The organism is Acidocella sp. (assembly GCF_028687955.1).
In the GTDB taxonomy this organism is placed as follows: domain Bacteria; phylum Pseudomonadota; class Alphaproteobacteria; order Acetobacterales; family Acetobacteraceae; genus Acidocella.
Window position 1 is genome coordinate 1 of record NZ_JAQTZC010000001.1, and the last position, 25,769, is coordinate 25,769.

Sequence of the window (25,769 nt, forward strand, 5' to 3'; positions counted from 1 at the left end):
GTGTCGGTCAGGTGCACCGGCACGCCGCCCAAATCCACCCGCACGCCCAGCGCATCGCGCGTGGTGCCGGGGGTATCGGAGACAATCGCCACCTCCTCGCCGGCCAGCGCGTTCAGCAGCGTGGACTTTCCCGCGTTCGGCGCGCCGAGGATGACGAATTCCAACCCTTCGCGCAGCCGCGCCGCCGCCGGGGCGGCTTCCAGAATCTCCTGCATTTCGCCGTGAATCTCAGCAATCCGCCGCACCAGAGCGGCTTCGACATCGGGAGGCAGATCCTCATCGGGAAAGTCGATCAGCGCCTCCTGCTGCGCCATGCTCTGGCGCAGTGACTCCCGCCAAGTTTCGCAGGTTTTTTGCAGCGCGTCCGCACCCTCGATCGCCTGCGCGCGCTGCGCCTCGGTTTCGGCGGCGATCAGGTCAGCCATCGCTTCGGCTTCCAGAAAATCCATGCGGCCGTTCAGGAAAGCGCGGCGGGAGAACTCCCCCGGCTCCGCTGGGCGCGCGCCCAGCGCCACCAGCGCCTCCGAGACGGCCGCAAACACCGCGCGCCCGCCGTGCAGCGCCAGCTCCGCGCTGTCCTCGCCGGTGAAACTATGCGGGCCGGGGAAGCTGGTGACCAGCGCATGGTCCAGCACCCTGCCCCGCCAGCGCAGTGGCCGCAGCGCGGCATGGCGCGGCGCGGGCAGCCCGCCCGCCAGCGCGGCGGTGAGTTCCAACGCCCCCGGCCCGGAAAGCCGCAACACGGTGACGGCCCCGCCCCGCCCGGTAATGGGTGAAAATATCGTGCTCATGGCTTCACCGCCGGTTGGCGCACCCCCGGCCCACGGCGGCGGAGCAGTATCTCACTCAGCACCGCGACAAAAACCAGCACCAGCGCCACCGCCGCGGCCAACGCCAGCTCGCTGAGTTCAGGCGCCGCCAGCACCAGGCCGCCAAGCAGCAGCATCCCGTAGGCATGCGAGGGAGGAAAGCGAGGCGCCAGACGGCTGCGGAACAGCCCATTGCCCAGCAGATACAGCGCCGGACCGCCCAGAATCATCAGCCCGCTAGCCGCCGAGGCCGGTGCGCCCGGCTCATGCAGCAGCAGCGCGTCCGCCGCGGCATCGGCGATGATGCCCGCCACCAGCAAGCCGTGCAGATAGGTATAGGCCGCGCGGGCAATCCGGCCGGGGTCCGCCGCATGGGCAAAAGCATCGGCGGTGCGTTCGGCGGCATTGTCAAAATAAATCCACCACAGCGCCACGCTGCTCAGAAACGCCACGAAAAACGCGGCGAAGTTCAGCCAGTCCCAGTGCAAAGCGAAAAACGCCGCGCCGGTGACCGTGATGGACTCCCCCAGCGCGATGAGGATGAACCCCGCGCAGCGTTCGGCCAGATGGTAGCTGTCAACATTCCAATCCGCCGTGGCCGAGCGGCCCAGCCCCGGCACATAATACCCCATGGCCGGGGCGGAAATATCCACCGCCAGGGCGAGCAGCCAGAGTTTTTCGCGCAATAGGCCGGTGGCCAGGCCCCCGGCCAGCCAGAACAGGCCGGAGAGCGAAAACCAGATGACAATGCGCCGCATATTACGAAAATTGCCCGCATGGTGGCCGCGCACCGCCCAAAGCATGAACAGGCTGCGGCCAAGCTGCATGACCACATAGCCCACGGCAAAACTGAGGCCCCGCGCGGCAAAAGCGCCGGGCAGCGAGGCGGAGAGCAAAAGCCCGAGGAAGCTAAGCGCAATGAGCATGAGCTGCACCGGGCGGTGGCGCGGGTCCAGCCAGTTGGTCACCCAGGCGGTATAGACCCACACCCACCACACCGCCGCGAACAGCATGAGCGTGTGCAGGAGCCCGGCCGGCGTGAGATCGGTGTACAGCGTGGCGGCGAGCTGGGTGACCGCGAAGGCGAACACCAGATCGAAAAACACTTCCACCTGCGTGACCGGCGCATTCCCCTGCCCCTTACGCGGGCGCAGGTAGCTGCGCGGGGCGAGAGGAAAAGTCATTAAACTAACTTGCCGTTAAATATCGTGACGTTAGGTGTTCCTGGAAAGCCGCCGGATTCAAATTCTCCCCGGTGGCAGCTGCAAGAAGTTCATTGAACCCAAGCCGCGACGCCTGCCCGTGAATATGCCGCGCCAGCCACCCCGCGAGGGGCGCGAAATCCCCGGCGGCCAGATGCGCCTCCAGCGCGGGCAGCGCCTTGCGGGCAGCGGCGAAAAGCTGGGCCGCTGCCATCGCCCCCAGGGTGTAGCTGGGAAAATAGCCGATCGCGCCATCATACCAATGGATGTCCTGCAGGCAGCCTTGCGCGTCATCCGGCGGGGTGATGCCGAGGAGATCATGCAAGCCATCGTTCCAGGCGCCCGGCAGGTCAGCCACCGCCAAGTCTCCCGCAAGCAGCGCCTGCTCCAGCCGGAAGCGCAGCAGCACATGCGCCGGATAGGTCAACTCATCGGCCTCCACACGGATGAAACTGCGCGCCACATGCCGCAGCCGCCGCCGCAATACCGCCGGTGTGATGGGTTTGTTGAAGGCGTTGCCAAGAACAGGCGCCAGATAGCCGAGAAAGGCATCAGAGCGCACGGCCTGCATCTCGATGATCAGCGACTGGCTCTCATGCGTGGCCATGCCGGCCGCCTGCCCCACCGGCTGGCGGCGCCACGCGGCGGGGAGTTGCTGCTCATACAAGGCGTGGCCGGTTTCATGCAGCACGCCGGTGATGGCGGAGAGCGAGTCAGCTTCGTCATAGCGGGTGGTGATGCGGATGTCCGTGGGCGTACCGCCGCAAAACGGGTGGGCGGAGCGGTCCAACCGGGCGGAGGTGAAATTCAGCCCGGCGGCGGCGGCAAGCTGGCGGCACAGCGCCTCTTGAATCGCGGTGGCGTAGGGGCCGGGAGGCAGGCTCTCATGGCTTTGCCGGTTCTGGATTTCCTCAGCCTGCGGCAGGGCTTTTTGCAGAAATATTTCATAATTTCCGAAAATCGGCGCCACATCGGCGGCGTGGATGCCGCGCTGATACTGCGTCATCAGCGCATCATAGGGCGAGAGGCCAAGCGCCGCGCCCAGAATTTGCGCGGACTGGCGGGTGAGGTTGAACACCTCCGCCAGCGCCGGGCGGACGGCGGCAAAATCCGATTCCTTGCGGGCGGTGCGCCAGATGGTCTCGCAGGCGCTATTGGCGCGCGAGCTGGCCTCCACCAGGTCTCGCGGGAGGGCGGTGGCGCGGGTGTGGGCCTCGCGCATCAGGGCGAGGTTCTGCCGCGCCCAGGGGTCAGCCGGCGGGGTGACGGCGGCAAAGTCATCAGCCAGCGCCGGGGCGGTGAGCAGCTCGTGCGAGAGACCGGCCAGGGTCGCCATCTGCTCGCCCCGCGCCTGCGCGCCACCGGGGGGCATCATCGCCGCCGCGTCCCAACCCAGCATGGCCGCCGCTTCGTTCAGCGTGGCGATGCGGGCGAATGCCTGCTCCAGGCGCTTATAAGACGTCATGGGTCCAGCAGCCTTTTCCGGGCGAAGAAGAAGAATTCGAACACCAGAACGCCCGCGAAACCGAACCAGGTGAGCGCGTATTCATAATGATTATTCGGCGGCGTGGGCAAATGCTGCGCGGGTTGCGGCGCGGGGCTGCCGGGGGGCGGCAACGGCCCCATGGCGATAAGGATTTTCGGGTTGACGTTTTGCAGCCCCATGCCGGCGGCGATTTTGGCGGTGTTGAGGGTGTAATACAGCCCCTGCCCCGGACTGTCCGGCGCTGCGAACCAGCCGGGGGTAATGCTGCTGTGCAGATAGCCCGCCACCTGGGTTGGCCCGGCGGACTCCGGGTATGGCGTGGGGGTTTGTTGCGGCACCCAGCCGAGGTCCACCAGCACGATCTGCCCGTTGGGCCGCGCGAAAGGCATGAGGATTTCACCGCCCGCGATGGGGCCGGTTGGGCTGTCATGCACCTCATCGCCATAAAGCGCGGCCTTGCCAGGAACCCAGGCCCCGGCGATGGAGACCTTCTCGAACGGCGTGGGATGATCAGGCAGCGGGATCGGCGCCGAAATTTCAGCGGTATGGATGGCTGCGAGAATCCCCTCCTTCCACTTGAGCCGGTGCAACTGCCACACGCCCAGCGCGATCAGCAGCCAGAACGTGATGAAAGCGGAGATGCCGGGGGCAATCAGCCGCTTCCACTTGGGCGGGGTCATGCGATGCCGGCTTTCACCGGCATGGCGCTGGGGGATGGACTAGCCCGCGACAATCGCGCTGCGGCCCAGGAAGTAGATGCAGACGAAGAGGAAAAGCCACACCACGTCCACGAAGTGCCAGTACCAGGCGGCGGCCTCGAAGCCGAAATGGCGCTGCGGGGTGAACTGGCCCTTCATCGCCCGGAACAGGCAGACGGTGAGGAACACCGTGCCGACGATGACATGCACGCCATGGAAGCCGGTGGCGATGAAGAAGGAGGATGCGAAAATGCCGCCATGATAGAAGGGGAACGGCGAATGGGTGTATTCCCACGCCTGGCCGCAGAGGAACATCACGCCCAGCATCACGGTGACGGCAAGGCCGCGTACGGTGTTTTTATTGTCGCCCTCCAGCAGGCTGTGGTGCGCCCAGGTGATGGTGGTGCCCGAGAGGAGCAGCACCATGGTGTTGAACAGCGGGATGGCGAATGGGTCAATCGTGGTGACACCCTGGGGCGGCCACACCGGCGCGAAGGCCGTGCCCATTTTTTCGGGGAAGAAGAAATAGTTGAAATAGTTCCAGAAGAAGGAGACGAAGAACATCACCTCCGAGGTGATGAACAGCGCCATGCCATAACGCAGGCCGACCTGGGTGATGACCTTGTGCATGCCGGGGGTGCGGGCCTCGGACACCACATCGCGCCACCAGAGGAACATGGTGGAGGCCACGAAGAGCAGGCCGACTGCCAGCAGGCCGAAGCTGTGAAAATGCGCCGCCAGGATGATGCCCGCAAAAGTGGTCATGGCGGCGAGGCCGCCGCAGAGCGGCAGGATGCTCGGGTCGACCAGATGGTATGGGTGCGGGACGGTGCCTTTGATCTGGTCTGTCGCCGAATGGGCTGGGCTGCTCATATGTCTACACTCTCTTCGCCAAAAAATTGATCCCTGAAACTAGTTTCCACCGTTCCCCGAATTTCACCACATTTGCCCGTATTCGTGAAGTTTCACGATGGCGATGGCGTAAACCAGCACGCTGAAACCCGCCAGCGCCGCCAGCAGCAGCAAATTGCGGCCCCGGCGATGGCGGATGAATTGCGCCCGCTCCTCGGGCGTCCAGTTGGACTTGCTAAGCTCGGTCCGGGGCATTTGATCGTTCATGCTAAATGAACCGGTCCACGGCGCAGGCGCCGAACAGAATGAAAAGATACAGGATGGAGAATTTGAACGCCGCGCGCGCCGGGGCGTTGCTGGTCAGGCTGTGGCCCTGGGCATCCTGCTGGTCGGTAAGGACGCGCCAGCAATACAAGCAGAACGCCAGGCTGAGCACGAGCGCGCAGGCGCCGTAAACCACACCGCACAGCCCCAGCAGATAGGGCGAGAGCGCGATGGGCAGCAGCAGCACCGAATAGACCATGATGTTGATCCGGGTGTGGCGCGGGCCTTTGACAACGGGGAGCATCGGCACCCCGGCGCGCTCGTAATCACCCGAGGCGAACAGGGCCAGCGACCAGAAATGCGGCGGGGTCCAGAAAAACACGATGGTGAACAGCAGCACCGGCAGCAGCGAAACATGGCCGGTGGCGGCGGCCCAGCCGATGACCGGCGGAAACGCCCCGGCGGCACCGCCGATGACGATGTTCTGCGGCGTGCTGCGCTTGAGCCACATGGTGTAGATGAACACGTAATAAAAAATCGAGAACGCGAGCAGCCCGGCGGCTACCAGATTGGTAGCCATGGCCATCAGCAGCACCGAGAGCACCGAGAGCACAATGCCATAGCCCAGGGCATCACGCGCGGTGATGCGCCCGGCGGGGATGGGGCGCGAGGCGGTGCGGCGCATTACCGCGTCGATATCGGCGTCATACCACATGTTGATGGCGCCCGCCGCGCCCGCGGCCAGCGCGATGCACAGAATGGCGGTGAAGCTGAGCAACGGGTTGATTTGCGTGGGCGCGACGATGAGGCCGATGGCCCCGGTGAAGACGACCAGCGACATCACCCGGGGCTTGAGCAGGGAAAACCAGTCAGCGGCGGTGCTGACGCTGAGCCCGCCCGAGAGGGTGGAGTCACTCATGCGTCAGGCCCGCGAATGCCAGCTGGCGCCGGCATGACAATGAGAGACACCCCCTCCATTAACGGATGACCGGAACGTCTTCAAAGGTGTGGTGCGGCGCGGGAGAGGGCACGGCCCATTCCAGCGTGGTGGCACCCTCGCCCCAGTAGTTATCAGCCAGGCTCTCCTTGGAGGTGAACACCGCGTAGAGCACATAGAAAAACACCAGGGTGGAGACGGCGGAGATGATGGAGCCGATGGAGGAGACATAGTTCCAGCCGGCGAAGGCGTCGGCATAGTCCGGGTAGCGGCGCGGCATGCCGGCCAGGCCCAGGAAGTGCATCGGGAAGAAGGTGAGGTTCACGCCGATGAAGAAGGTCCAGAAATGCACCTTGCCCCAGAATTCCGGGTAGGGGTGGCCGGCCATCTTGCCGATCCAGTAGTAGAACCCGGCGAACACCGCGAAGGCGGCGCCCATCGAGAGCACATAATGGAAATGCGCGATGAGGAAGTAGTTGTTATGGAGCTCCTGGTCGAGACCGGCATTAGCCAGCACGACGCCGGTGGCGCCGCCGATGACGAAGAGGAAGATGAAGCCGACAGCCCAGAGCATCGGGGTTTTGAACTCGATGGAGCCGCCCCACATGGTGGCGATCCAGGAGAAGATTTTGATGCCGGTGGGCACCGCGATGACCAGCGTGGCGACCTCGAAATAGACCTTGCTGTCAGTGCTGATGGCCGAGACGAACATGTGGTGCGCCCAGACGATGAAGCCGACGAAGCCGATGACGACCATCGCGTAGGCCATGCCGAGATAGCCGAAGATCGGCTTGCGCGAGAAGGTGGAGACCACATGGCTGATGATGCCGAAGGCCGGCAGGATCATGATGTAGACTTCCGGGTGGCCGAAGAACCAGAACAGATGCTGGAACAGCACCGGATCGCCGCCGCCGGAGGGTTCGAAGAAGGAGGTGCCGAAGTTGCGGTCCATGATGAGCATGGTGACGGCGCCGGCCAGCACGGGGATGGCGAGCAGCAGCAGGAAGGCGGTGACCAGGATGGCCCAGCAGAACAGGGGCATCTTGTGCATGGTCATGCCCGGCGCGCGCATGTTCAGGATGGTGGCGATGAAGTTGATGGCGCCCAGCAGCGAGGAAATGCCCGCCAAATGCAGCGAGAACAGCGAGAAGTCAGTCGCCATGCCGGGGGAGTACTGGGCGTTGTCCAGCGGGGGGTAGAGGGTCCAGCCCGCGCCGGCGCCATCGCCGAGCAGCAGCCCGATCATCACGAACACGAAGCCCGCGGCGAGGAACCAGAAGCTCATGTTGTTCAGGCGGGGGAAGGCCATGTCCGGCGCGCCGATCATCATCGGCACGAACCAGTTGCCAAAGCCGCCGATGAGGGCGGGCATGACGAACCAGAAAATCATGATCAGCCCGTGCGCGGTGATGATCGCGTTCCACGCGGCGCCGGAGGTGATGATGTCGTTATGCGGATACATGAGCTGCTGGCGCATGATGACGGAGAGCACGCCGCCGACGCAGGCGCCGATTACCCCCATGGTGATGTAGAGGGTGCCGATGTCCTTATGGTTGGTGCTCATCAGCCAGCGTTCAACGAAGCCCTTCTGATGATGGGCCTCGTGCAAATGGTCTGAATGGTCGTGGGTGGTTGCGGTCATATCTGGCTCCTGTCCGGGACTTAATACGAAGAAGCGGCGGCCAGCGCGTTAACTGGCAAGGGGGATGATAGCGGAGAACACGGCATTATGTTCATTGATAATTCGCCTGCGCGTATTTTACCCAGTTGAGGTAGTCCGCGAGCGGAACGGCCTTGATCTCGATGGGCATCGCGTCATGGCCGACGCCGCAGATCTGGTTGCACTGGCCGTAATAGGTGCCAACCTTGGGAATGATGGTCCACTGCGTGAGGTTGGTGCCGGGGATGGCATAGCGCTGCATGCCGAGCGAGGGCAGGTAGAAGGCGTGCAGCACATCGGCGCTGGTGATGACGAATTTGATCTTCTCACCGGCGGGGACGACCATCGGGTGGTCAACCGAGAGGCGGCGGATTTCGCCGGGCTGGATCTGGTTGTCGGGGATCATGTAGCTGGTGTAGTCTAGCCCGCCCTGCACGCCGGGGTAGCTATATTCCCAGTACCACTGGTGGCCGGTGACATTGATGGTGAGGTAGGGGTTGGAGTCATCGGCTTCGTAATAGATCAGGTTGATCGAGGGGATGACGATGACCGCCAGCAGCAGGGTGGGCACCACAATCCAGATCACCTCGATGAGGGTGTTGTGGGTGACCGTGCTGGGCACCTTGTTGCGCCCGGCGCGGAAACGAATGAAGACATAGACCATCAGCACGCCGACGAAACCGACCACCCCGGCCATGATCCAGAGCACGAGTTCCATCAGCCAGTCGATCTTCACCATCATCGGGCTGCCGGCGGTGGTAAACCACATCTGCCAGTTATGCGGCGCGTCGACATAGACGTTCGCCGCCGCCGATGGGTCTGTGGCGGTGGCCTGCGCCAGCGCCGCGTGGCCAAACAAGACCAGCAAGCCAGCCACGCCCAATGCCGAAGTGATACACCGCTTCATTCTCGTTAATCCCGCTTAAGTGCGCAGACCGTAGAGCCGGTCCGTCCTGAATTCCATCCTGATATAAGCCAGCCCCCATAAGATCAAGTTTCCAGGGCGAAGGAATTTAGCGCAGCACGGCGCACCGCGCGGCGGTGGCGAGGTCACTCTATCATGACAGGATCATGGCAGGGTTTCCGCTTGCCCCGTCCGGGGCGCGAAAATTCCAGCTTTTAGCTGGGTTCGTTGGTCAGCTCAACCAGGCTGAACAGGCTGAAGGGCGGCATTTTGGTGATGCGGGCGGCTTTGAGATCGGCGGCATCAAAAATATGGCCGGTGCGGAAATCCGGGTGCCAGCCGATCAGCGCGGAGGCCGGGGCGAGGGCGCGTTCCACCCACCAGATGGGCCCGCGCGCGCGGGCGAAATGGTTGACCAGCAAAATGGTGCCACCGGGTTTGACGACGCGCTTCAACTCCGCGAACAGCAGGCGCGGTTTAGGCACCACGGAGGCAACGAACATGGCAACCGCGATATCGAACGAGGCATCGGGGAAGGTGGTGGCCTGGGCGTCCATCTCCTGCAGGGCCTCGATGTTGCGCAGGCCGAGCGTCAAGGCGCGCGCGCGCGCCTTGAGCAGCATGTCCGCCGAAAGGTCGATGCCGGTGACGCGCTTGGCCGGGCTGTAATGCGGCAGGGCCAGGCCCGTGCCCACCCCGACTTCCAGCACCTGCTCACCCGGCGCGCGGTTGACCGCCGCCACAGCGGCAAGCCGGCTGTGTTGCGAGACGAGACCGAACCAGTTGTCATAAAAGACCACCTGCCGCTTGTAGGCGGCGCGCACGGCGTCGGCATCCATTGGCGCGCGTGGCCCTTTTAATGCCGTGCCAAAAGCATCAGCCATGTGGTGTCCTCAATTTGTCATCGTATTCATAAGGACCTTGGCGCATAATCGGTGGTCAAGGCAATGGCTGATCTGTTCCGGCGCGGTTTCAGAAGCCGAATTTCACCTGCCGGACGTTGGCGGTGAGCAGGGTGCGGTAGCGGCTGAGCGCCAGCAGCGGGAAGAAACGCGGGTAGCCGTGATATTTGAGGTAGAACACCCGCGGGAAGCCGACGGCGTTGTAGGCCTGCTCGCTCCAGCTGCCTTGCGCGTCCTGCGCGCCCTGGAGATAGGCGGCGCCTTTTTTCACCGCATCATGGTCCGCAAGGCCCGCGGCCATGAGACCGAGCATCGCCCAGGCGGTCTGGCTGGGCAGGCTTTGCGCCGCCTCGCCGTGGAATTCGCCGGGGGGCGCGCCCGCGTAGCTCTCGCAATCCTCGCCCCAGCCGCCGTCAGCCCGCTGCTTGGCGATGAGCCAGGTGGCGGCGCGGGTAATCGCCGGGTCGTCATGCGCCACGCCCGCCGCATTGAGCGCGCAGAGCACAGACCAGGTGCCGTAGATGTAATTCGTGCCCCAGCGGCCGAACCAGGAGCCATCCGGGCATTGGGTCTCGCGCAGATATTGCACGCCGCGCGCGATGGCCGGCTGGTCCTGCGCTTGGCCAAGCTGGGCGAGAAAGGAGATGCAGCGCGCGGTGACATCCTCGGTCGGCGGGTCGAGCAGGGCGCCGTGGTCCGCGAAGGGGATGTGGTTGAGGTATTGGCGGTCGTTATTGATATCAAACGCGCCCCAGGCGCCGTTAGTGGACTGCATGCCGATGATCCATTCGCGCGCGCGCGCGATGGCCCCGGCGTAGCGCGGCTCGCCGGTGCGGTGCATCAGCATGGCGACCACGGCGGTGTCATCAACATCGGGGTAGTGGGCGTTGTTGTACTGGAAGGCCCAGCCGCCGGGGCGGGTGCCGGGGGTGTTGTCCGCCCAGTCGCCCACGACATCGAGGATTTGCCGGGGCGCCAGCCAGTCGCACGCGGCGGCGGCAGGGCCGGGGGCGCCGGCTTCCAGCAAAGCGTGGCCGGCGAGGCCGGTGTCCCACACCGGAGAGAGGCAGGGCTGGCAATAGGCTTCATCGTCCTTGATGACGAGGAGCTTTTGCACCGCGGCGAAGGCGGTGGCGAAATGTTCCCGGTCGCCGAAATGGTCAAACATCATCGCCGCGTTGGCCATGGCGGGGTAGATGGCGCCCAGCCCGTCCTCGCCATTGAGGCGTTCTATGGTCCAGGCGATGGCCTTGCCGATGGCGCGCGCGCGGTATTTTTTCGGGAACCAGGGTTCGGCGGCGCGCAAAACGGTGTCCAGATGTTTGAAGAACGGCCCCCAGGCGGATTTATAGGGGCCGCGTATCCAGTCGCGCACCTGGGCCGGCGGGGTGGTGAACAGCTCGTCGATGCGGATGTTGCGCGGGTTGCGGGCGAGGGGTTTTGTGGCGGCGAGGACCATCAGCGGCGTCATCACCGTGCGCGACCAGTAGGAGACCTTGCGCATGTTGATGGGAAACCAGCCCGGCATCAGCATCAGCTCGATGGGCACGACGGGGCTGGCATCCCACGGCACGGCGCCGAAGAGGGCCAGCTGGATGCGGGTGAAGACATTGACGCGCGCGGCGCCCCCATGCGCGAGGATGGCGGCTCTGGCGCGGCGCATGTGCGCAGCCTCGGGGGAGTCACCGATGGCCTTCAGCGCGAAATAGGCTTTCACGCTGGCCGAGAGGTCAAACTTGCCGCCATGAAAGAGCGGCCAGCCGCCGGGGTTGGTGGTGTGCTCGCCCTGGATGCGCCGCAGGTAGACGCCGATTTTTTCCTGTAGACCGGGGGTGATGCGGTCCAGATAATGTTCCAGCAGCACATATTCGGCCGGGATGGTGGCGTCGGCCTCCAGCTCGTAGACAAAATGCCCATCCGGGCGCTGCTCGCCGCGCAGGGCGGCGCTGGCGCGGTCAATCGCGGTGTCGAGGTTGGCGTTCATGCTATGCCGTTTGGCAAAATTCCGCGCGGTTTGCCAGGGGCGGGCTCAAGGCCCGGCGAGCAGCACGCCAGGCGCGGCGGCGGTGACGTAGCAAACATGGTAGCGCTCGATGATGTGCCGCCCGAGCAGGCGGGTGAGGGTTGCGGGCGGGGTCATGCAGTCAGGCGGCTGATAGCGGGTGATGAACAGGCCGGTCTTGTTTTGTAGATTGGCCGGGGGGAAGGTAAAATAGGCCCAGCGGTAATCGTCAAACCCGGCGACGGGGATGTCTTTGGGGCCGTAATAGGCCAGGGCGGCGGCGGTGGCGTAATCGTCGGAGGCGAGAAAGGCCGGGCGCGGTTTGAGCGCGCCGGCGGCGCGGCCGAGACCCCGCCAGCCGGCCATTTGCAGGGCCGAGGGATCAGCGCGGGGCGGCAGCGGCAGGAAATGCGTGAGCGCCTGGGCATAAACCACGGCGGTGAGGAAAAACCCCAGCGCCACGGCGGGGTTGAACCAGCGGCGCAGGGTTGGCGCGGGCAGCGCGGCGGCGGCGAGGCAGGCGGAGGGGTAGAGGATGGCCAGCCAGTTGGCTTGCACCCGGCCCTTGAGGACATGTTCGAGAAACACCGCGCCGGGCAGCAGGGTGAGCCAAAGGAGCAGACGCGCGGCCGGGGCGGGCGAGCGGCGCAGCGCCCACAGGCCGCCCAGGACGAGGAAAAAGATGAACGGGGTGAACAGGCCGAGCTGGCCGCCCCAGAACTCGCCAAAAAACTGCACCGGGCGCGGCAGGCTGAAGCCGTGCGGCGCGGCGGGCGGGCTGAAATTGAGCGCGGGCTGGAGATGCGAGGGGGTGAGGAAGCCGGTGGTATCGGTATGGAGCAGCTGAGGGATGAACTCGCGCCCGCCCTGTTTGAGGTAGCTGACCCATTGGTGGGCGGCGTTCCAGGCGATGTCGGGCGCGAAGACCAGGAAGGCCAGCGCCACCGCCGCCCAGGGCCAGGGGGTGCGCAGCGCGGCGCGGCCGGGCGGCGCGGTGAGCAGCCAGAGGAACACCGAGGCGATGAAGAGCAATGCGGTATATTTGGAGAGCAGGGCTAGCCCGGCAGCGAGGCCCACGGCCAGCCACCAGCGCGGGTTGCCGCTGGAAAGCAGCCGGGCCAGGGCGGCGAGGCTGGCGGTCCAGAAAAACAGCAGCGGGGTGTCGGGCGTCATCAAAATGGCGCCGGTGCCAAACATCAGCGTGGCGTTGAGCAGCGCCGCCGCCGCGAGCCCCGCCTGGCGGCCGGGGAAAAGCTGCTCGCCCGCATCCCAGAGCAACAGGGAGCCGAGCGCGGCCGAGAGCGGGCCGAGCAGGCGGATGCCCAAGGGCCCGGTGCCGAGCAGGGTGGTGCCGGCGCGGATCCACAACGCGACCATGGGCGGGTGGTCAAAATAGCCGGGCTGGAGATGGCGCGACCAGAGGAAGTAATAGGCTTCATCCGGCGCCAGGGGCACGCTGGCCGCGAGCGCCAGCCGCAGCGCCGTGAGCGCCGCCAGCGCCAGGAGAGCGAGGCGCATGGCTAGCGCACGCGCCAGACCAGCGTGGCGGAGACCGCGTAGTTCCATACCACGCCGACGGCCGCGCCGGCCGCGCCGGAGAACAGGGTGGAGCCGTTCTCGGCATATAAGGCGCGGGCGATGCCGACGTTGGCGATGGCGCCCAGGCTGCATACGGCCAAAAACAGCACCAGGCCGCGCCAGGCGCGTGGGCCTTTCAGGCGTTGCGCACGGTAGGTGAGCTGGTTGTTGAGCTGAAAATTGGCAACCATGGCGACGATGGTGCCGATGGTCTGGGAAGTTGCGAAATCCAGCCCCGCGGAGCGGGTAAGCTGGAGCACCAGCAGGTTCACCAGTACGCCGAAGCCGCCGACCAGCGCGAAGGAGATGAAGCGCAGCGGCACCGCGCCGCCGAGCAGTTTGTCGATCAGCAGCCCGGCGAACTGGGCCAGGACCAATATATCGAGCTTGCTCTCGCCGGCGGTGCGGGGGCGGAATTTATAGGGGATCTCGGCGATGGTGAGGCGTGAGGGCGCGGCGAGGATGAGATCCAGCAGAATTTTGAAACCCTGGCCGGTGAGCCGCGATGCCAGTTGCTCGAATAAATCGCGCCGCAGCAGAAAAAACCCGCTCATCGGGTCGGTAATGCTGGTTTTGGTGACCATCTGCGCGATGCGGATGCCGGTCTCGGAGAGTTTGACCCGCAGGGGGGACGACAGGCCGGAGGAATCCCCGCCCTCGACATGGCGCGAGCCGACCGCCATGTCCGCCCCGTTCGCGACGGCCTGGAGCATGAGGGGCAGGCGGGTTTCATCATGCTGCAAATCGCCGTCGATCACCGCGATGTAATCCGCCGAGGAGGACAGCGCCCCCTCGATCACCGCCGAGGACAGCCCGCGCCGCCCGATACGGCGGATGCAGCGCACCCGCGGGTCATGCCGGGCGATCTCGCGCGCCGCCGCGGCCGTGCCGTCGGGGCTGTCATCATCGACGAAGACCACCTCCCAGGCCAGGCCGACGAGCGCCGCATCCAACGCCGCGACCATGGGCGCGACGTTGGCGCGCTCGTTATAGCACGGCACGACGACAGTGAGAGTGGTACTCAAACTCTGCGATCCCCCGCGGTGATGACCTGCGGCCGCAAGGATTCAGAGCGCTTCGAGCACGGCCTCGGCGCGGCTGATGTCAAACCCGCCGGGTTCCTCGATGGCGAGATGGGTGACGATGCCATCCTGCGCGACGAGGGCGAAGCGCTGGCTGCGGATGCCAAGGCCACGGGCAACAAGGTCCAGCTCCAGGCCGAGAGCCTTGGTGAAGGCGCCCGAGCCGTCAGCCAGGAAGGTGATGGAGTCACACGCTTTGTGTTCCTTGGCCCAGGCGCCGAGAACGAAGGCATCGTTGACGGCCATGCAGATGATGCGCTCAACGCCCTTGGCCTTGAACGCGGCCGCGTGCTCGACGAAACCGGGGAGGTGCTTGGCCGAGCAGGTGGGGGTGAAGGCGCCGGGGACAGCGAACATCACCACCTTGCCGGGGCCGAAGAGGGTTGCGGTATCAGCCTCGCGCGGGCCTTCCGGCGTGGCGATCATCAGTTTCATGGCTGGAATTTTGTCACCGGTCTTGATCATGGCTGGTCCCTCGTTTCCAAATAGATGCGCCTACCTATACGAAGTGGCCGGGGCCGTGAAGAGTTACCCCGCAATGATAAATGGGGCTGGCGGGCGCCGGGGGGCGATAATATGATCAGGGTTATGGCACAGAAAGAAACACAGGGGTTTAAGGAGCCGGACTGGCTGACCGGGCAATTATTGATCGCGATGCCGGCCATGCAGGACCCGCGTTTCGCGCAGAGCGTGATTTTTATTTGCGCGCATACCCCCGAGGGGGCGATGGGCATGATGCTGAACCGGCCGATGAAGACGCCGGGCTTCGACGCGCTGCTGCGCCAGCTAGGGGTGGAGCCGGTGCCGCCCAAACGCGAGATCCGGGTGGGCTCGGGCGGGCCGGTGGAAGATTCACGCGGGTTCGTGCTGCATTCGCCCGATTGGGTGACCGAGGGAAGCATGGCGGTGGACGAGGATTATGTGCTGACCGCCAATCTGGAGGTGTTGCAGGCGCTGGCCGAAGGCGGCGGGCCGAGCCAGGCGCGCCTGCTGCTGGGGTATGCGGGCTGGGACGAGGGGCAGCTTGATGAGGAGATCAGGCGGAATTCATGGCTGAGCGTGCCGGCTGATGAAGCGCTGGTGTATGACACCGCGTATCTGACCAAGTGGCAGCGCGCGCTGGCGAAGCTACGGATTGATCCGGGGATGCTCTCGCACGAGGCGGGGCGGGCATGAGCGCGGACCGGCCGAAGCGGATTTTGATCGCCACGCATAACGCGGGGAAGCTGAAGGAATTCGCCGCGCTGCTGGCGCCGCTGGGGATAGAGGCGGTGGGCGCGGGCGCGATGGGGCTGGCCGAACCGGCGGAGAGCGCGGATGATTTTGCCGGAAATGCACGGCTGAAGGCGCTGGCGGCGGCGCGCGCGGCGGGGATTGCGGCGCTGGCCGATGATTCCGGGCTGTGCGTGGCGGCGCTGGGCGGCGGGCCTGGCGTGTTTTCAGCCAGGTATGCGGCCGGGGATTACGGGGCGGCGTTCACGCGGATTATCGCGGCCTGCGCGGCGGCGGGGGAGTGGCGGGCGCGGTTTGTGTGCGCGCTGTGCCTCGCGCAGCCTGATGGCACAACAGCGACCTTCATCGGCCAGGCGGACGGGATGATCGCGCGGGAAGCCGGGGGCGCGGGCGGGTTTGGCTATGATCCGGTGTTTGTGCCCGATGGGTATGAGAAAACCTATGCCGAGCTGGGCAGCGCGGTGAAGGACGCAATCAGCCACCGGGCGCGGGCGTTCGCGCAGGTGGCGGCGCGGCTGGCCGGTTCAGCTGTTGCGGGGCGCGCGGTGGGCGGCTAGGCCCTGGCTGTCCATCAACGGCAGCACCAGATCGGCGATTTTATTCGAGGTATTGAGCACCATGGCGCTGGCGAATTGCCGCACGGAAGATGGCGAAACATGGTCGCTCTGCGCAAGCGCGAAGAACGGCGACAGTATGACAATGGCCCAGAGAATTCGCCGCATCCGAAACACCCTCCTGCTATCCATCACGCCCTTATAATCCGGCTTTGTTGCTGGCTTATTTCTGCAAGATAAATAGTCCTTAACGGCTCCCCCGCAGCGCCGCCCGCACCGCCGCCGCCGTGAGGATTTGCGGCAGGATGAGCGGGGTGGACGCACCGGGGGCGTAATAAAGGTAGAGGGGCACGCCGTCGCGGTGGTTGGCGGCGAGCAGGGCGGTGATGGCGGGGTTTTTATTGGTCCAGTCGCCGGCGAGCAGAGCGGTGCGGGTAGCGGCGAAGGCGGCTTCAACGCCGGGGTTTTTGAGGGTTGTGGCCTCATTGACCAGGCAGGTGACGCACCAGGCGGCGGTGAGGTCTATGAAAACCGGGGTTTTTGCCGCGCGCAACTGGGCGAGGCGGGCGGCGGTGTAGGGCAGTGCGCCGGGCAGGGTGAGCGCCGGGGCGGCGGCCTGGGTGCGCAGCAGCGGCAGCAGCAACAGCAGCGCCAGGGCCAGCGGGCGCAGCGGCTTGCGGGTGAGCGCGGCGGCGAGGATGGCGGCGCCGAGCAGCAGCAGCAGCAGGCCCGGCAGGCCGGTCTGGTGGAACAGCACCCAGGCGAGCCAGGCGAAGGTGGCCGCCATGGGCAGGGCGAGGGCGCGTTGCAGCCAGAGCATCCAGGCACCGGGGCGCGGGATGAGGTGCGCCAGGCGGGGGATGCTGGCGAGCAGCAGGAAGGGGGCGGCGAGGCCGAGGCCAAGGGCGAGGAAGATGCCGAGCGCCATGAACGGCGGCGCGGCCAGGGCGGCGGCGACGGCGGTGCCCATGAAGGGCGCGCTGCACGGCGTGGCGACAATGACGGCCAGCGCCCCGGTGGAGATGCTGTGCTGGACCGGGAGCCGGCCCAAAGCGGCGGGGGCGGAGAGCGCGAACAGCCCGGCGAGGTTGAGGGTGAGCGCGAAGATGACCCAGGCGATGAGGGCGACGAAGATGGGCGACTGGAACTGAAAGCCCCAGCCGGCGGCGGCGCCCAGCGCGCGCAGGGCGAGCAGGGTGGCGCCCATGGCCAGCATGGTGGCGAGCACGCCGAAGGTGTAGCCGAATGCCTCGTGGCGGATTTTGGTGTCCACGCCGCCGAGGCGCGAGATGAGCACGGCCTTCATCGCCAGGATCGGGAACACGCAAGGCATGAAATTAAGGATCAGCCCGCCGAGGAACGCCAGCAGCAGATAGGGCGGATGCGCGGGCGCGGCGCCGGGCGCGGGCGCCAGGGTGAGCGATTGGGTGGCGCCCGAGGGGTCGGTGAGTTCGAGCAGGCCGGTGAGCGGCTTGTGGCCGGGCGCCAGGGTGAGGCCGAGGGTGAGCCCGCTGGCGGTGAAGGCGAGGCGCTGCGGCGCGCCGTTTTCCAGCATGCCCGGCGCGGCGGGGAAGAAATGGGCCGCGGCGACCTGGGCGGCGGTGGGGCCGGTGAGGGTGAGCGTGCCATCCGGCGCGATGGTGGCCGGGAAGGGCGAGGCGATGATTTTGGGGCCGGTGAAGAGCGCGGCCTCGGCCGAGGGGCCGCCAGGCAGCGGCAGGGTGAAGCTTGCGTGTTCGGGGATGCAAATATCGGAGCAGACCAGCCAGGACGCGGCGGCGGTGACGGATGACCCGGCGTTATGGGCCATAAAAGGCAGCAGCACCTTGCCCGAGAGCACATAGGCGGTGACCGGGCCCTGGTGGAATAATTCAGGCGGCGGGAAGCTAAGCTGGCCGAAGTTGGCGGGCGCGGCGGCGATGATGCGGGGGGGGAAACCGGCATCACCCGGGTTGGACCAATAGATATGCCAGCCGGGGGCGAGCTGAAATTGCAGCGCGAGCGGCACATCAGGGCCGGTGTTGGCGGCGGAGATGAGGCGGACGGAATCCCGCGGGGAGGTGAAGACGTTGCTGGTGGCCCCAAAAGCAAGGCCGGGCAGAAGCAGGAACAACAGGAGCAGGGCGCGCATGGGGGGAATATCGCACGGTTGGGCTTGTGGTGGTATCCGGGGGCGATGACCGACGATTTACCTGTGAATGATGTGTTGCCCGCGCTGCTGGAATGCTTGCTGGGACAGGCGAAAAACGCCGTGCTGGTGGCGCCGCCGGGGGCGGGCAAGACCACGCTGGTGCCGCTGGCGCTGCTGCGCGCCGGGGTGGGAGGCAAAATTCTGCTGCTGGAGCCGCGCCGGCTGGCGGCGCGCGCGGCGGCGCAGCGCATGGCGGGGATGTTGGGCGAGGCGGTGGGGCAGCGGGTGGGGTTTCGTACCCGGCTGGAGAGCGCGGTTTCGGGCGAGACGGTGGTGGAGGTGATCACCGAAGGGCTGCTGACAAGCCGGTTGCTGGCCGACCCAGGGTTGAGCGGGGTGGCGCTGGTGATTTTCGACGAGGTGCATGAGCGCAGCCTGGACGCGGACCTCGGCCTGGCGCTGGTGCTGGATTTGCAGCGCACATTGCGCCCAGAGCTGCGGATATTGGCGATGTCGGCCACGGCGGAGGCGGAGAAGATCGCGGGGCTGCTGGCGGCGGCGGTGATTGAGAGCGACGGGCGGATGCATGAGGTGGCGGTGAGCCACAGCAAACGCGATATTCCCACCGCGCGCGAGCTGCCGGAGGCGGCGGCGAAGGCGGTGCGCGAGGCGCTGGTGGCGCATAAGGGCGATGTGCTGGTGTTTCTGCCGGGCATGGCGGAGATAAAGCGCACGCAGGCGGCATTGCAGGGCGCCCCGGCGCTGGTGCTGCCGCTGCATGGGGATTTATCGCCGGCGGCGCAGGATCTGGCGTTGCGCGCGCATGAGCAGCGCCGGGTGGTGCTGGCGACCTCGATCGCGGAGACATCGCTGACCGTTCCGGGGGTGCGGATTGTGATCGACGGCGGGTTCCGCCGCGCGCCAAAGCTGGATGTGGCGAGCGGGCTGACCCGGCTGGCGACCTTGCGGATAAGCCGCGCGGCGGCGGTGCAGCGAGCGGGGCGGGCAGGGCGGCAAGGGCCGGGGGTGGCGATACGGCTATGGTCGGAGGCGCTGCACCGGGGGCTGCCGGGGTTTGAGACGCCGGAGATTCTGGAGGCCGAACTCTCCGCGCTGGAGCTGGCCTGCGCGGCCTGGGGCGAGAAGAGCGAGAGCCTGCCGTTTGTGGACGCGCCGCCGCCGGGAGCGGCCAAGGTGGCGCGCGCGCTGCTGGAGGAGCTGGGCGCGCTGGAGGGCAGCGGGCGGATTACCCCGCTGGGGCGCGAGATGGCGCGGCTGCGCGCGGCACCCCGGCTGGCGGCGATGATGCTGGCGGGGCAGAGCAAGGGCGAGCGCGCGCTGGCGGCGGATATTGCGGCGATTTTGGAGGAGCGCGATGTGCTGGGGCGTGATGCCTCGGCGGATATCACGCTCCGGCTGGAGGCGCTGGCGGGAAAGATAGACGGCGACCGGGCCGGGCTGGCGCGGGTGCGTCAGGCGGCGAAAATTTACCGCAACCGGCTGGGCGTGGGGCCGGTGCCGGGGGTTGGCGATGCCGGGGCGCTGCTGGCGGCGGCGTTTCCGGACCGCATCGGCCAGGCGCGGGGCGAGCCGGGGTCTTATAGGCTATCCGGCGGGGGCAGCGGCGCGCTGGGAGCAACCGACCCGCTGCGGCGGGCGCGGCTGCTGGTGGTGGCCTCGCTGGAGGCCAAGGGTGCCAAAATACGCCTGGCGGCGAGGCTGGATGCGGAGGATCTGCCCCCCGTGCTGCGGGCGCGGTGCAAGCGGGTGCGCGAATCAGGGTTTGACCCGGCAAGCGGCGGGGTGGTGCTGCGTGAGCGGGTCCGGCTGGGCGCGCTGATGCTGAGCGACAAATATCTGCCGCCGGCGCCCGATGAGGTGCAGACGGCGCTGGCCAAGGCGGTTTCCACAAGGCTGGAGGCGCTGGACTGGAGCGAGGCGGCGGAGAATTTATGCGCCCGGGTGGCGGTGATGCGCGGGGTGGACCCGGACTATCCGGATTTGTCGCGCGCGGCGCTGGCGGCGGACGTTGAGGAATGGCTGGCGCCGTATCTGGCGGGGATGAATCATCTGCGCGAGGTGAAGGGGGTTGATCTGGTGGCGGTGCTGCGCGCCATGATGACCCGCGAGCAGGCGATACGGCTGGATAAGGAGCTGCCTGTGGCGCTCAAACTGCCGCATGGCGAGGTACGGGTGGATTATACCGGGCCGGTGCCGGTGGCCGCGGCGCGGGCGAAAGCGTTCTACGGTCTGGATGCGACGCCGAAGCTGGCGGGGGGCAAGGTGGCGCTACAGATCGCGCTGCTCTCCCCGGCCGGGCGGCCGATTGCGATCACCGCGGATCTGGCCGGGTTCTGGCGCGGCGGCTGGGCGGATGCGCGCCGCGACATGCGCGGGCGCTATCCTCGGCATGACTGGCCGGAGGAGCCCTGGAAATAACGGCGCTTGATCCCGGCCGGAGCAAAGATTAGCGTGCAAACAATGTCCAGTCTCTCCTTGCACTCGCCGGTTGGCGATCTCACCCTGTTTGCGGAGGGAGAGGAAATCGTCGCCCTGGAATGGGGCTGGGGCAGTATGCAGGCGCCATCGCCCGTGCTGCTGCGCGCCAAGGCGGCGCTGGAAGCCTATTTTGACGGCGAGGCCCTGCCTGATGATCTGCCGCTGAACCCGGCGGGCAGCGCCTACCGCCGGAAGGTGTGGGCGGCGCTGCGGCGGATACCCGCCGGGGAGACGCGCAACTATGGCGATATTGCCGCCGAAGCCGGGGGTTCGGCGCGTTCTGTCGGCGGGGCGAACGCGGCCAACCCAATCCCGATACTGATCCCGTGCCACCGCGTGGTCGGCACATCCGACCTGGGGGGCTATTCGGGCGGCGAAGGGCTGGAGACCAAGCGCGCATTGCTGGAACTGGAAAAACTGGCGGGAGCCCAAAGCCGATGACCAAAGCGATCCGTATTCATGCCGTCGGCGGGCCGGAGGTGATGAAGTGGGAGCAGGTGCCGACACCGCAGCCGGGACCGGCGGAGGCGCTGATCCGCCATGAGGCGGTGGGGCTGAACTATATCGACGTGTATTTCCGCACCGGGCTTTATAAGACTCAGCTGCCGGCGACCCTGGGCCTGGAAGGTGCCGGGGTTGTGCTGGCGGTGGGCGAGGAGGTGAGCGATCTACGCCCCGGTGACCGCGTGGCCTATGCCGGCGGGCCGCTGGGCGCCTATGCCACGGAGCGCGTGATCAGCGCTGACCGGCTGGTGAAGCTGCCGGAGAGCATCGACAGCAAAACCGCCGCCGCGATGATGCTCGCGGGGATGACCGCGCAATATCTGCTCCACCGCACTTTTAAGGTGCGGGCGGGGCAGAATATTCTGGTGCATGCCGCGGCCGGTGGGGTGGGGCTGATCATCTGCCAATGGGCTAGCCATATCGGCGCCAATGTCATCGGGGTGGTCTCAACGCCCGAGAAGGCGGCGCTGGCGGCGGCGAATGGGGCGCAGCACACGATTGTCGGCTATAGCGGGCTGGCGGCGGAGGTGAAACGCATTACCGGCGGGGCGATGGTGGCCGTGGTGTATGACAGCGTGGGGCGCGATACCTTCAACGCCAGCCTGGACTGCCTGGCGCCGCTGGGCATGATGGTAAGCTACGGCAATGCCTCCGGCCCGGTGCCGCCGTTCGATATCGGCCTGCTCGCGGCCAAGGGCAGCCTGTTTCTCACCCGCCCGAACTTCGCCACCTATACCGCAACCGCCGCTGACCTGCGCGCCGCCAGCGCCAGCCTGTTCAACGCCGTGACCTCGGGGATCGTGAAGATACAGGTGAACCAGACCTTCCCGCTGGAACATGCCACCGCCGCGCATGAGGCGCTGGAAGCCCGCAAAACCACCGGCAGCACGGTGTTGCTGCCCTGAAAACAGACGTGTTGGGCCGGGAGGGAGTGTTTGCCCTGTTCCTGGCGGCCGCCACCGTGCTTGCCGTGGTTTTTCTGGACCGCCCGGTGGCGTTGTATTGCGCGGGGTTGGCGCGGTGGCGTTGGGTGTTTCAGGGGTTGGCGGCGCCGTCACTGCTGGCATTGCCGGGGGCTGGGGTGGTTTTGCTGGTTGCGGTGTTGCGCCGGTTGCGCGGGCTGGGGCCGGTGGGGCGGGTTTGGTTGCTGATGAGTCTGGCGGTTGTGGTGGCGTGCGCGGCGAAGGATGAGTTAAAGTGGGTTTTTGGCCGGTCCTGGCCCTGGGCTTGGCTGAAAGCGGGGGTTTACGGGTTCCGGCCGTTCTCGAATGCGATTTATTATGGCGGGTTTCCCTCTGGGCATACGGCTTATATCTCGGCGCCTTTTTGTGTGTTGTGGGTGCTGGCGCCGCGCGGGCGGGTGGTTTGGGCCGGGGTGATATTGCTGGTGATGGCGGGGCTGGTGGGGGCCGATTATCATTATGTGGGCGATGTGCTGGCGGGGTTGCTGGTTGGCATGCTCTGCGCCTGGGGCACCCTGCTGCTGATGCGGCCCGGTGCTTAAGGAGCTGATGCGCGCGCGGCGGTTCGCGCCGCTGTTCTGGACGCAGGCGCTAGGCGCGCTGAATGACAATATGTTCAAGAACGCGCTGGTGGTGCTGGCGCTATTCCGGCTGGCGCATCTGGGGCCGGTGGTGGTGGCGCTCTCGGGCGGGGTGTTTTTGTTGCCCTATGCGCTGTTTTCGGCCACCGCCGGGCAGATTGCCGATGCGGGTGAGAAGTCCCGGCTGATCCGCTGGGTGAAATTCTGGGAGCTGGGGCTGATGGCGCTGGCGAGCTGGGGGTTTTTGAGCGGGAATTTTGCCGTGCTGCTGGCGGTGCTGTTCGGGCTGGGGGTGCAGGCGGCGTTTTTCTCGCCGCTGAAATACGGGATTTTGCCGGATCATCTGGCCGGCGAGGAGCTGGTGGCGGGCAACGGGCTGGTGGAGGCGGGCACGTTTACCGGGATATTACTCGGCACCGTGCTGGGGGGCGTGCTTTTGCTGCGGCCCGATGGCGCGATGGCGGCCTCGGGCGCGTGCCTGGGCGTGGCGGCGCTGGGGATTTTGGCGGCGTACCGGATTCCAATGGCGCCGAGCGCGCAGCCGCAACTGCGGCCGGGGTGGAATTTTGCCGCCGAGACCTGGGCGCTGGTGCGCCTGGCGCGGGAGAACGCGCCGGTGTGGTTCGCGATTTATGGGATAAGCTGGTTCTGGGCGGTGGGAGCGACGCTGCTGGCGGCGTTTCCCACGCTGGCGCGCCAGGTTCTGCATGCCGATGGCCATGTGGTGACGCTGATGCTGGCTGTATTCGCGGTGGGGGTGGGGATCGGCTCGCTCGCGGTGGCGCGGTTCGTGAAGGATGCGTCGCTGCTGGCCTATGTGGCGGCGGCGGGGGCCGGGGTTTCAGTCTTCACCGCTGATTTTGCGTTCACCGCGCTGCGGGCGGGGAAGCTGGGCACGGTGGCGGCGGTGCTGGGCGGTTTCGCCGGGTGGCATATGCTGGCCGATTTGCTGCTGCTGGCGGTGTGCGGGGGGACGTTCTCGGTGCCGCTGTATGTGCTGTTGCAGGAGCGCTCGGCGGCTTCGCATCGGGCGCGGATGGTGGGGGCGAATAATGTGATGAATGCGCTGGCGAGCGTGCTGGCGGCGGGAATTACGGCGCTGCTCTACGCCAGGGGGGTTGGCGCGCCGGCTGTGTTGCTGGGGGGCGCTGCGGGCAATGCGCTGGTGACGTGGTGGATTTTCAGGGTCGTGCGCAGCGGGGTTCACCAGGGCAGTCCGGCGCCGTCATAGGCCAGGAATTTGCCGGAATCGGCGGGGGTAAGGCGGGAGATGACGCTGAGCATTCCGGCCGCGGCCTGCTCGGGCGGGCGCACGTTCAGCCCGGTTTTGGCGAAGGGCGCGGAGAGGCGCGTGCTGACCGTGCCGGGGTGCATGGCGAGGCAGATCGCATGCGGGCGCTTGTGGCGCAGCTCGATGGCGGCGGTGTGGATAATCTGGTTGAGCGCGGCCTTGGCGGCGCGGTAGCTGTACCAGCCGCCGGACTGGTTGTCGCCGATGCTGCCGACCTTGGCCGAGAGGCTGACAAATACGGCGCGCTCGGCGCGCGGCAGCAGGGGCAGGAAATGTTTGAGCAGCAGCGCCGGGCCGATGGCGTTGATGGCGAAGGAGCGCGCCATGTGTTCCGGGCTGAGAGCGGCGAAGGTTTTCTCCGGCATGAAGCCGCCGCCGTGCAGGAAGCCGGTGGCATCGATGATGAGGGTGGGCGGGCGGACGAGGCTGGCGGCGGCGGCGGCGATGGAGGCTTCATCCTCAAGGTTGAGCGCCGGGGTGCTGGTGCGCGAAAAACCGATGGCAGAAGGGCCGAGCGCCTGAAGGAACGCCGCGCCGAGCCCGCCGGTGGCGCCGATGACGATCTGGCTCATGCAATCGCGGATACGAACGGCGGATGGGGCATGCGGGTCCTCGACCTGGGTGGTTGGGGGCCGAGGGTATTGCATTTGCGCCGCCGCGCAAAGCAGGATGCGTTTTTTGAATTGACAGGTCACACACCGCGGGGGGCAGATTGAGGCATGCGGTTTTTGCTCCTGCTGGTGGTTTTTTGCGGCCTCGCCGGGCCGGGGCGAGCACGGGATTATTATTTCAACGCCTCGGACGGCACGCGGCTGCATTATAGCGAGGTGGGGCCGAAGGGCGCGCCGATTATCGTGTTCGTGCCCGGATGGACCATGCCGGGCTGGATTTTCGCGCCGCAGGCCAAGTATTTCAGCAAAAAATATCAGGTGGTGGAATTTGACCCGCGCGGGCAAGGGCGCTCGCAGGTGAGCGCGGGCGGATATGACCCGGTGCGGCGCGGGGAAGATATCGGCGAGTTGCTCAACCGGCTGCCGGGGCGGGTGGTGGTGGCGGGCTGGTCGCTCGGGGTGCTGGATACGCTGGCCTATATCCACCAGGACGGCGATGCAAAGCTGGCCGGGCTGGTGTTGATCGATAATTCAGTGGGCGAAAACCCGCCGCCGGTATGGGGGCCGTATCATCCGGGGCCGGTGCTGAACCATGATGCGAAGATGTATCAGTTTGTGTGCGGCATGTTCGAGACCCGGCAGTCCCCCGCGTATCTGGACCGGCTGACGCAGACCTGTCTGCGGCTGCCGGAGGCCGACGCGCAGGCGCTGCTGCGCTATCCGGTGCCGCGCGAGCAGTGGAAGGCGGATTTGCTCTCAACGCGCGTGCCAGTGCTGTATGTGGTGCGCCCGCATCTGGCGGCGCAGGCGGAGAATTTGCAGCGCGACCGGCCGCACACGCATATTGCGGTGTTTCACAATGCAGGCCATGCGCTGTTCGTGGATGAGGCGCCCCGCTTCAACGCGTTGATGGGTCATTTTTTGAAAAATTCTGTCTGGTGATATGGGCGGAACGAAATTTTGACGAAGTCAAAATGAGAGCCGGCGATATCGCGCGTGGGGCTGGTGGGGCGGCCACGCGCCGAAT

25 protein-coding genes are annotated in these 25,769 nt (G+C 66.4%); 8 read left to right on the forward strand and 17 right to left on the reverse strand.

Translation table 11 applies throughout. From position 1 onward, the window contains the following. From PHE40_RS00005 to PHE40_RS00070, 14 genes are all read right to left on the reverse strand, one after another. Positions 1-791: tRNA modification GTPase (locus tag PHE40_RS00005; protein WP_299956172.1), on the reverse strand; the 791-nt coding region annotated here is incomplete at its 3' end. Continuing rightward, positions 788-1,993, reverse strand: coding sequence for a low temperature requirement protein A (locus PHE40_RS00010; protein ID WP_299956174.1), 1,206 nt, complete (start codon positions 1,991-1,993; stop codon positions 788-790). The genes PHE40_RS00005 and PHE40_RS00010, both read right to left, overlap by 4 nt. A 4-nt stretch (positions 1,994-1,997) precedes the next feature. After that, positions 1,998-3,476, reverse strand: coding sequence for a carboxypeptidase M32 (locus PHE40_RS00015; RefSeq protein ID WP_299956176.1), 1,479 nt, complete (start codon positions 3,474-3,476; stop codon positions 1,998-2,000). Continuing rightward, a complete protein-coding gene (locus tag PHE40_RS00020) occupies positions 3,473-4,177 on the reverse strand; it encodes an SURF1 family protein (protein ID WP_299956178.1) in 705 nt (234 codons plus the stop codon). Before PHE40_RS00020 ends, PHE40_RS00015 begins: the two co-directional genes overlap by 4 nt. A 39-nt stretch (positions 4,178-4,216) precedes the next feature. Next, a complete protein-coding gene (locus PHE40_RS00025; RefSeq protein WP_299956181.1) occupies positions 4,217-5,068 on the reverse strand; it encodes a cytochrome c oxidase subunit 3 in 852 nt (283 codons plus the stop codon). A 63-nt stretch (positions 5,069-5,131) separates the two neighbouring features. Next, on the reverse strand, positions 5,132-5,314 hold the full coding sequence (locus tag PHE40_RS00030) for a hypothetical protein (protein ID WP_299956184.1): 183 nt from the start codon (positions 5,312-5,314) through the stop codon (positions 5,132-5,134). Between the two features lies 1 nt (position 5,315). Then, positions 5,316-6,230, reverse strand: coding sequence for a heme o synthase (locus tag PHE40_RS00035; protein ID WP_299956187.1), 915 nt, complete (start codon positions 6,228-6,230; stop codon positions 5,316-5,318). Between the two features lie 58 nt (positions 6,231-6,288). Continuing rightward, on the reverse strand, positions 6,289-7,890 hold the full coding sequence (gene ctaD / locus PHE40_RS00040; RefSeq protein ID WP_299956190.1) for a cytochrome c oxidase subunit I: 1,602 nt from the start codon (positions 7,888-7,890) through the stop codon (positions 6,289-6,291). 91 nt (positions 7,891-7,981) lie between these two features. After that, positions 7,982-8,815: a cytochrome c oxidase subunit II gene (gene coxB / locus PHE40_RS00045; protein WP_299956192.1), complete on the reverse strand. Its 834-nt coding sequence runs from the start codon at positions 8,813-8,815 to the stop codon at positions 7,982-7,984. 212 nt (positions 8,816-9,027) lie between these two features. Next, positions 9,028-9,696, reverse strand: coding sequence for a class I SAM-dependent methyltransferase (locus PHE40_RS00050; RefSeq protein ID WP_299956195.1), 669 nt, complete (start codon positions 9,694-9,696; stop codon positions 9,028-9,030). A gap of 88 nt (positions 9,697-9,784) precedes the next feature. Then, positions 9,785-11,698, reverse strand: coding sequence for a squalene--hopene cyclase (gene shc / locus PHE40_RS00055; protein WP_299956198.1), 1,914 nt, complete (start codon positions 11,696-11,698; stop codon positions 9,785-9,787). Positions 11,699-11,743: 45 nt separating this feature from the next. Next, positions 11,744-13,234 (reverse strand): glycosyltransferase family 39 protein, encoded by a 1,491-nt coding sequence (locus tag PHE40_RS00060; RefSeq protein ID WP_299956201.1) that lies wholly within the window; start codon positions 13,232-13,234, stop codon positions 11,744-11,746. 2 nt (positions 13,235-13,236) lie between these two features. After that, entirely contained in the window at positions 13,237-14,319 is a 1,083-nt protein-coding gene (locus tag PHE40_RS00065) for a glycosyltransferase family 2 protein (RefSeq protein ID WP_299956204.1), read from the reverse strand. Between the two features lie 42 nt (positions 14,320-14,361). Further along, positions 14,362-14,841: a peroxiredoxin gene (locus tag PHE40_RS00070; protein WP_299956206.1), complete on the reverse strand. Its 480-nt coding sequence runs from the start codon at positions 14,839-14,841 to the stop codon at positions 14,362-14,364. Between the two features lie 123 nt (positions 14,842-14,964). On the opposite strand from PHE40_RS00070, the gene PHE40_RS00075 reads away from it, so the two are divergent. Both PHE40_RS00075 and rdgB read left to right on the forward strand, forming a co-directional pair. Next, positions 14,965-15,552 carry a YqgE/AlgH family protein gene (locus PHE40_RS00075; protein ID WP_299956209.1) on the forward strand — a complete coding sequence of 196 codons (588 nt, stop codon included), beginning with the start codon at positions 14,965-14,967 and terminating at the stop codon, positions 15,550-15,552. Further along, a complete protein-coding gene (gene rdgB / locus PHE40_RS00080) occupies positions 15,549-16,166 on the forward strand; it encodes an RdgB/HAM1 family non-canonical purine NTP pyrophosphatase (protein WP_299956211.1) in 618 nt (205 codons plus the stop codon). Before PHE40_RS00075 ends, rdgB begins: the two co-directional genes overlap by 4 nt. Here the strand turns inward: rdgB and PHE40_RS00085 are convergent. Further along, positions 16,134-16,331 (reverse strand): hypothetical protein, encoded by a 198-nt coding sequence (locus tag PHE40_RS00085; RefSeq protein ID WP_299956214.1) that lies wholly within the window; start codon positions 16,329-16,331, stop codon positions 16,134-16,136. The two genes, rdgB and PHE40_RS00085, sit on opposite strands and share 33 nt — an antisense overlap. Before the next feature lie 79 nt (positions 16,332-16,410). Beyond that, positions 16,411-18,294 (reverse strand): protein-disulfide reductase DsbD, encoded by a 1,884-nt coding sequence (locus tag PHE40_RS00090; protein WP_299956217.1) that lies wholly within the window; start codon positions 18,292-18,294, stop codon positions 16,411-16,413. A 45-nt stretch (positions 18,295-18,339) separates the two neighbouring features. Here PHE40_RS00090 and hrpB point away from each other — a divergent pair, with 45 nt between their 5' ends. Genes hrpB through PHE40_RS00115 form a run of 5 tightly spaced genes read left to right on the forward strand, consistent with a single transcriptional unit; the run spans position 18,340 to position 24,071 of the window. Next, positions 18,340-20,733 (forward strand): ATP-dependent helicase HrpB, encoded by a 2,394-nt coding sequence (gene hrpB, locus PHE40_RS00095; protein ID WP_299956220.1) that lies wholly within the window; start codon positions 18,340-18,342, stop codon positions 20,731-20,733. 42 nt (positions 20,734-20,775) lie between these two features. Beyond that, positions 20,776-21,234 carry a methylated-DNA--[protein]-cysteine S-methyltransferase gene (locus tag PHE40_RS00100; RefSeq protein ID WP_299956223.1) on the forward strand — a complete coding sequence of 153 codons (459 nt, stop codon included), beginning with the start codon at positions 20,776-20,778 and terminating at the stop codon, positions 21,232-21,234. Further along, positions 21,231-22,202, forward strand: coding sequence for a quinone oxidoreductase (locus PHE40_RS00105; protein WP_299956227.1), 972 nt, complete (start codon positions 21,231-21,233; stop codon positions 22,200-22,202). Before PHE40_RS00100 ends, PHE40_RS00105 begins: the two co-directional genes overlap by 4 nt. 11 nt (positions 22,203-22,213) lie before the next feature. Beyond that, positions 22,214-22,801 carry a phosphatase PAP2 family protein gene (locus tag PHE40_RS00110; protein ID WP_299956229.1) on the forward strand — a complete coding sequence of 196 codons (588 nt, stop codon included), beginning with the start codon at positions 22,214-22,216 and terminating at the stop codon, positions 22,799-22,801. Between the two features lie 7 nt (positions 22,802-22,808). Beyond that, positions 22,809-24,071, forward strand: a complete 1,263-nt coding sequence (locus PHE40_RS00115) for an MFS transporter (protein ID WP_299956232.1) — start codon at positions 22,809-22,811, stop codon at positions 24,069-24,071. Here PHE40_RS00115 and PHE40_RS00120 read toward each other — a convergent pair. Next, positions 24,044-24,778, reverse strand: a complete 735-nt coding sequence (locus tag PHE40_RS00120; RefSeq protein ID WP_299956233.1) for an SDR family oxidoreductase — start codon at positions 24,776-24,778, stop codon at positions 24,044-24,046. The two genes, PHE40_RS00115 and PHE40_RS00120, sit on opposite strands and share 28 nt — an antisense overlap. Positions 24,779-24,850: 72 nt before the next feature. On the opposite strand from PHE40_RS00120, the gene PHE40_RS00125 reads away from it, so the two are divergent. Then, positions 24,851-25,684, forward strand: a complete 834-nt coding sequence (locus tag PHE40_RS00125; protein WP_299956236.1) for an alpha/beta fold hydrolase — start codon at positions 24,851-24,853, stop codon at positions 25,682-25,684. Positions 25,685-25,769 lie beyond the last annotated feature (85 nt).

Bases quoted from the DNA above. Each gene is read 5' to 3' on its own strand.
- PHE40_RS00115 (WP_299956232.1), top strand. From the start codon at position 22,809: ATGCGCGCGCGGCGGTTCGCGCCGCTGTTCTGGACGCAGGCGCTAGGC.
- PHE40_RS00060 (WP_299956201.1), bottom strand. From the start codon at position 13,234: ATGCGCCTCGCTCTCCTGGCGCTGGCGGCGCTCACGGCGCTGCGGCTG.
- PHE40_RS00125 (WP_299956236.1), top strand. From the start codon at position 24,851: ATGCGGTTTTTGCTCCTGCTGGTGGTTTTTTGCGGCCTCGCCGGGCCG.
- ctaD (WP_299956190.1), bottom strand. From the start codon at position 7,890: ATGACCGCAACCACCCACGACCATTCAGACCATTTGCACGAGGCCCAT.
- PHE40_RS00010 (WP_299956174.1), bottom strand. From the start codon at position 1,993: ATGACTTTTCCTCTCGCCCCGCGCAGCTACCTGCGCCCGCGTAAGGGG.
- PHE40_RS00090 (WP_299956217.1), bottom strand. From the start codon at position 18,294: ATGCGCGCCCTGCTCCTGTTGTTCCTGCTTCTGCCCGGCCTTGCTTTT.
- PHE40_RS00085 (WP_299956214.1), bottom strand. From the start codon at position 16,331: ATGCGGCGAATTCTCTGGGCCATTGTCATACTGTCGCCGTTCTTCGCG.
- shc (WP_299956198.1), bottom strand. From the start codon at position 11,698: ATGAACGCCAACCTCGACACCGCGATTGACCGCGCCAGCGCCGCCCTG.
- PHE40_RS00015 (WP_299956176.1), bottom strand. From the start codon at position 3,476: ATGACGTCTTATAAGCGCCTGGAGCAGGCATTCGCCCGCATCGCCACG.
- PHE40_RS00020 (WP_299956178.1), bottom strand. From the start codon at position 4,177: ATGACCCCGCCCAAGTGGAAGCGGCTGATTGCCCCCGGCATCTCCGCT.
- PHE40_RS00050 (WP_299956195.1), bottom strand. From the start codon at position 9,696: ATGGCTGATGCTTTTGGCACGGCATTAAAAGGGCCACGCGCGCCAATG.
- PHE40_RS00030 (WP_299956184.1), bottom strand. From the start codon at position 5,314: ATGAACGATCAAATGCCCCGGACCGAGCTTAGCAAGTCCAACTGGACG.
- PHE40_RS00105 (WP_299956227.1), top strand. From the start codon at position 21,231: ATGACCAAAGCGATCCGTATTCATGCCGTCGGCGGGCCGGAGGTGATG.
- hrpB (WP_299956220.1), top strand. From the start codon at position 18,340: ATGACCGACGATTTACCTGTGAATGATGTGTTGCCCGCGCTGCTGGAA.
- PHE40_RS00120 (WP_299956233.1), bottom strand. From the start codon at position 24,778: ATGCAATACCCTCGGCCCCCAACCACCCAGGTCGAGGACCCGCATGCC.
- coxB (WP_299956192.1), bottom strand. From the start codon at position 8,815: ATGAAGCGGTGTATCACTTCGGCATTGGGCGTGGCTGGCTTGCTGGTC.
- PHE40_RS00075 (WP_299956209.1), top strand. From the start codon at position 14,965: ATGGCACAGAAAGAAACACAGGGGTTTAAGGAGCCGGACTGGCTGACC.
- rdgB (WP_299956211.1), top strand. From the start codon at position 15,549: ATGAGCGCGGACCGGCCGAAGCGGATTTTGATCGCCACGCATAACGCG.
- PHE40_RS00100 (WP_299956223.1), top strand. From the start codon at position 20,776: ATGTCCAGTCTCTCCTTGCACTCGCCGGTTGGCGATCTCACCCTGTTT.
- PHE40_RS00025 (WP_299956181.1), bottom strand. From the start codon at position 5,068: ATGAGCAGCCCAGCCCATTCGGCGACAGACCAGATCAAAGGCACCGTC.
- PHE40_RS00035 (WP_299956187.1), bottom strand. From the start codon at position 6,230: ATGAGTGACTCCACCCTCTCGGGCGGGCTCAGCGTCAGCACCGCCGCT.
- PHE40_RS00070 (WP_299956206.1), bottom strand. From the start codon at position 14,841: ATGATCAAGACCGGTGACAAAATTCCAGCCATGAAACTGATGATCGCC.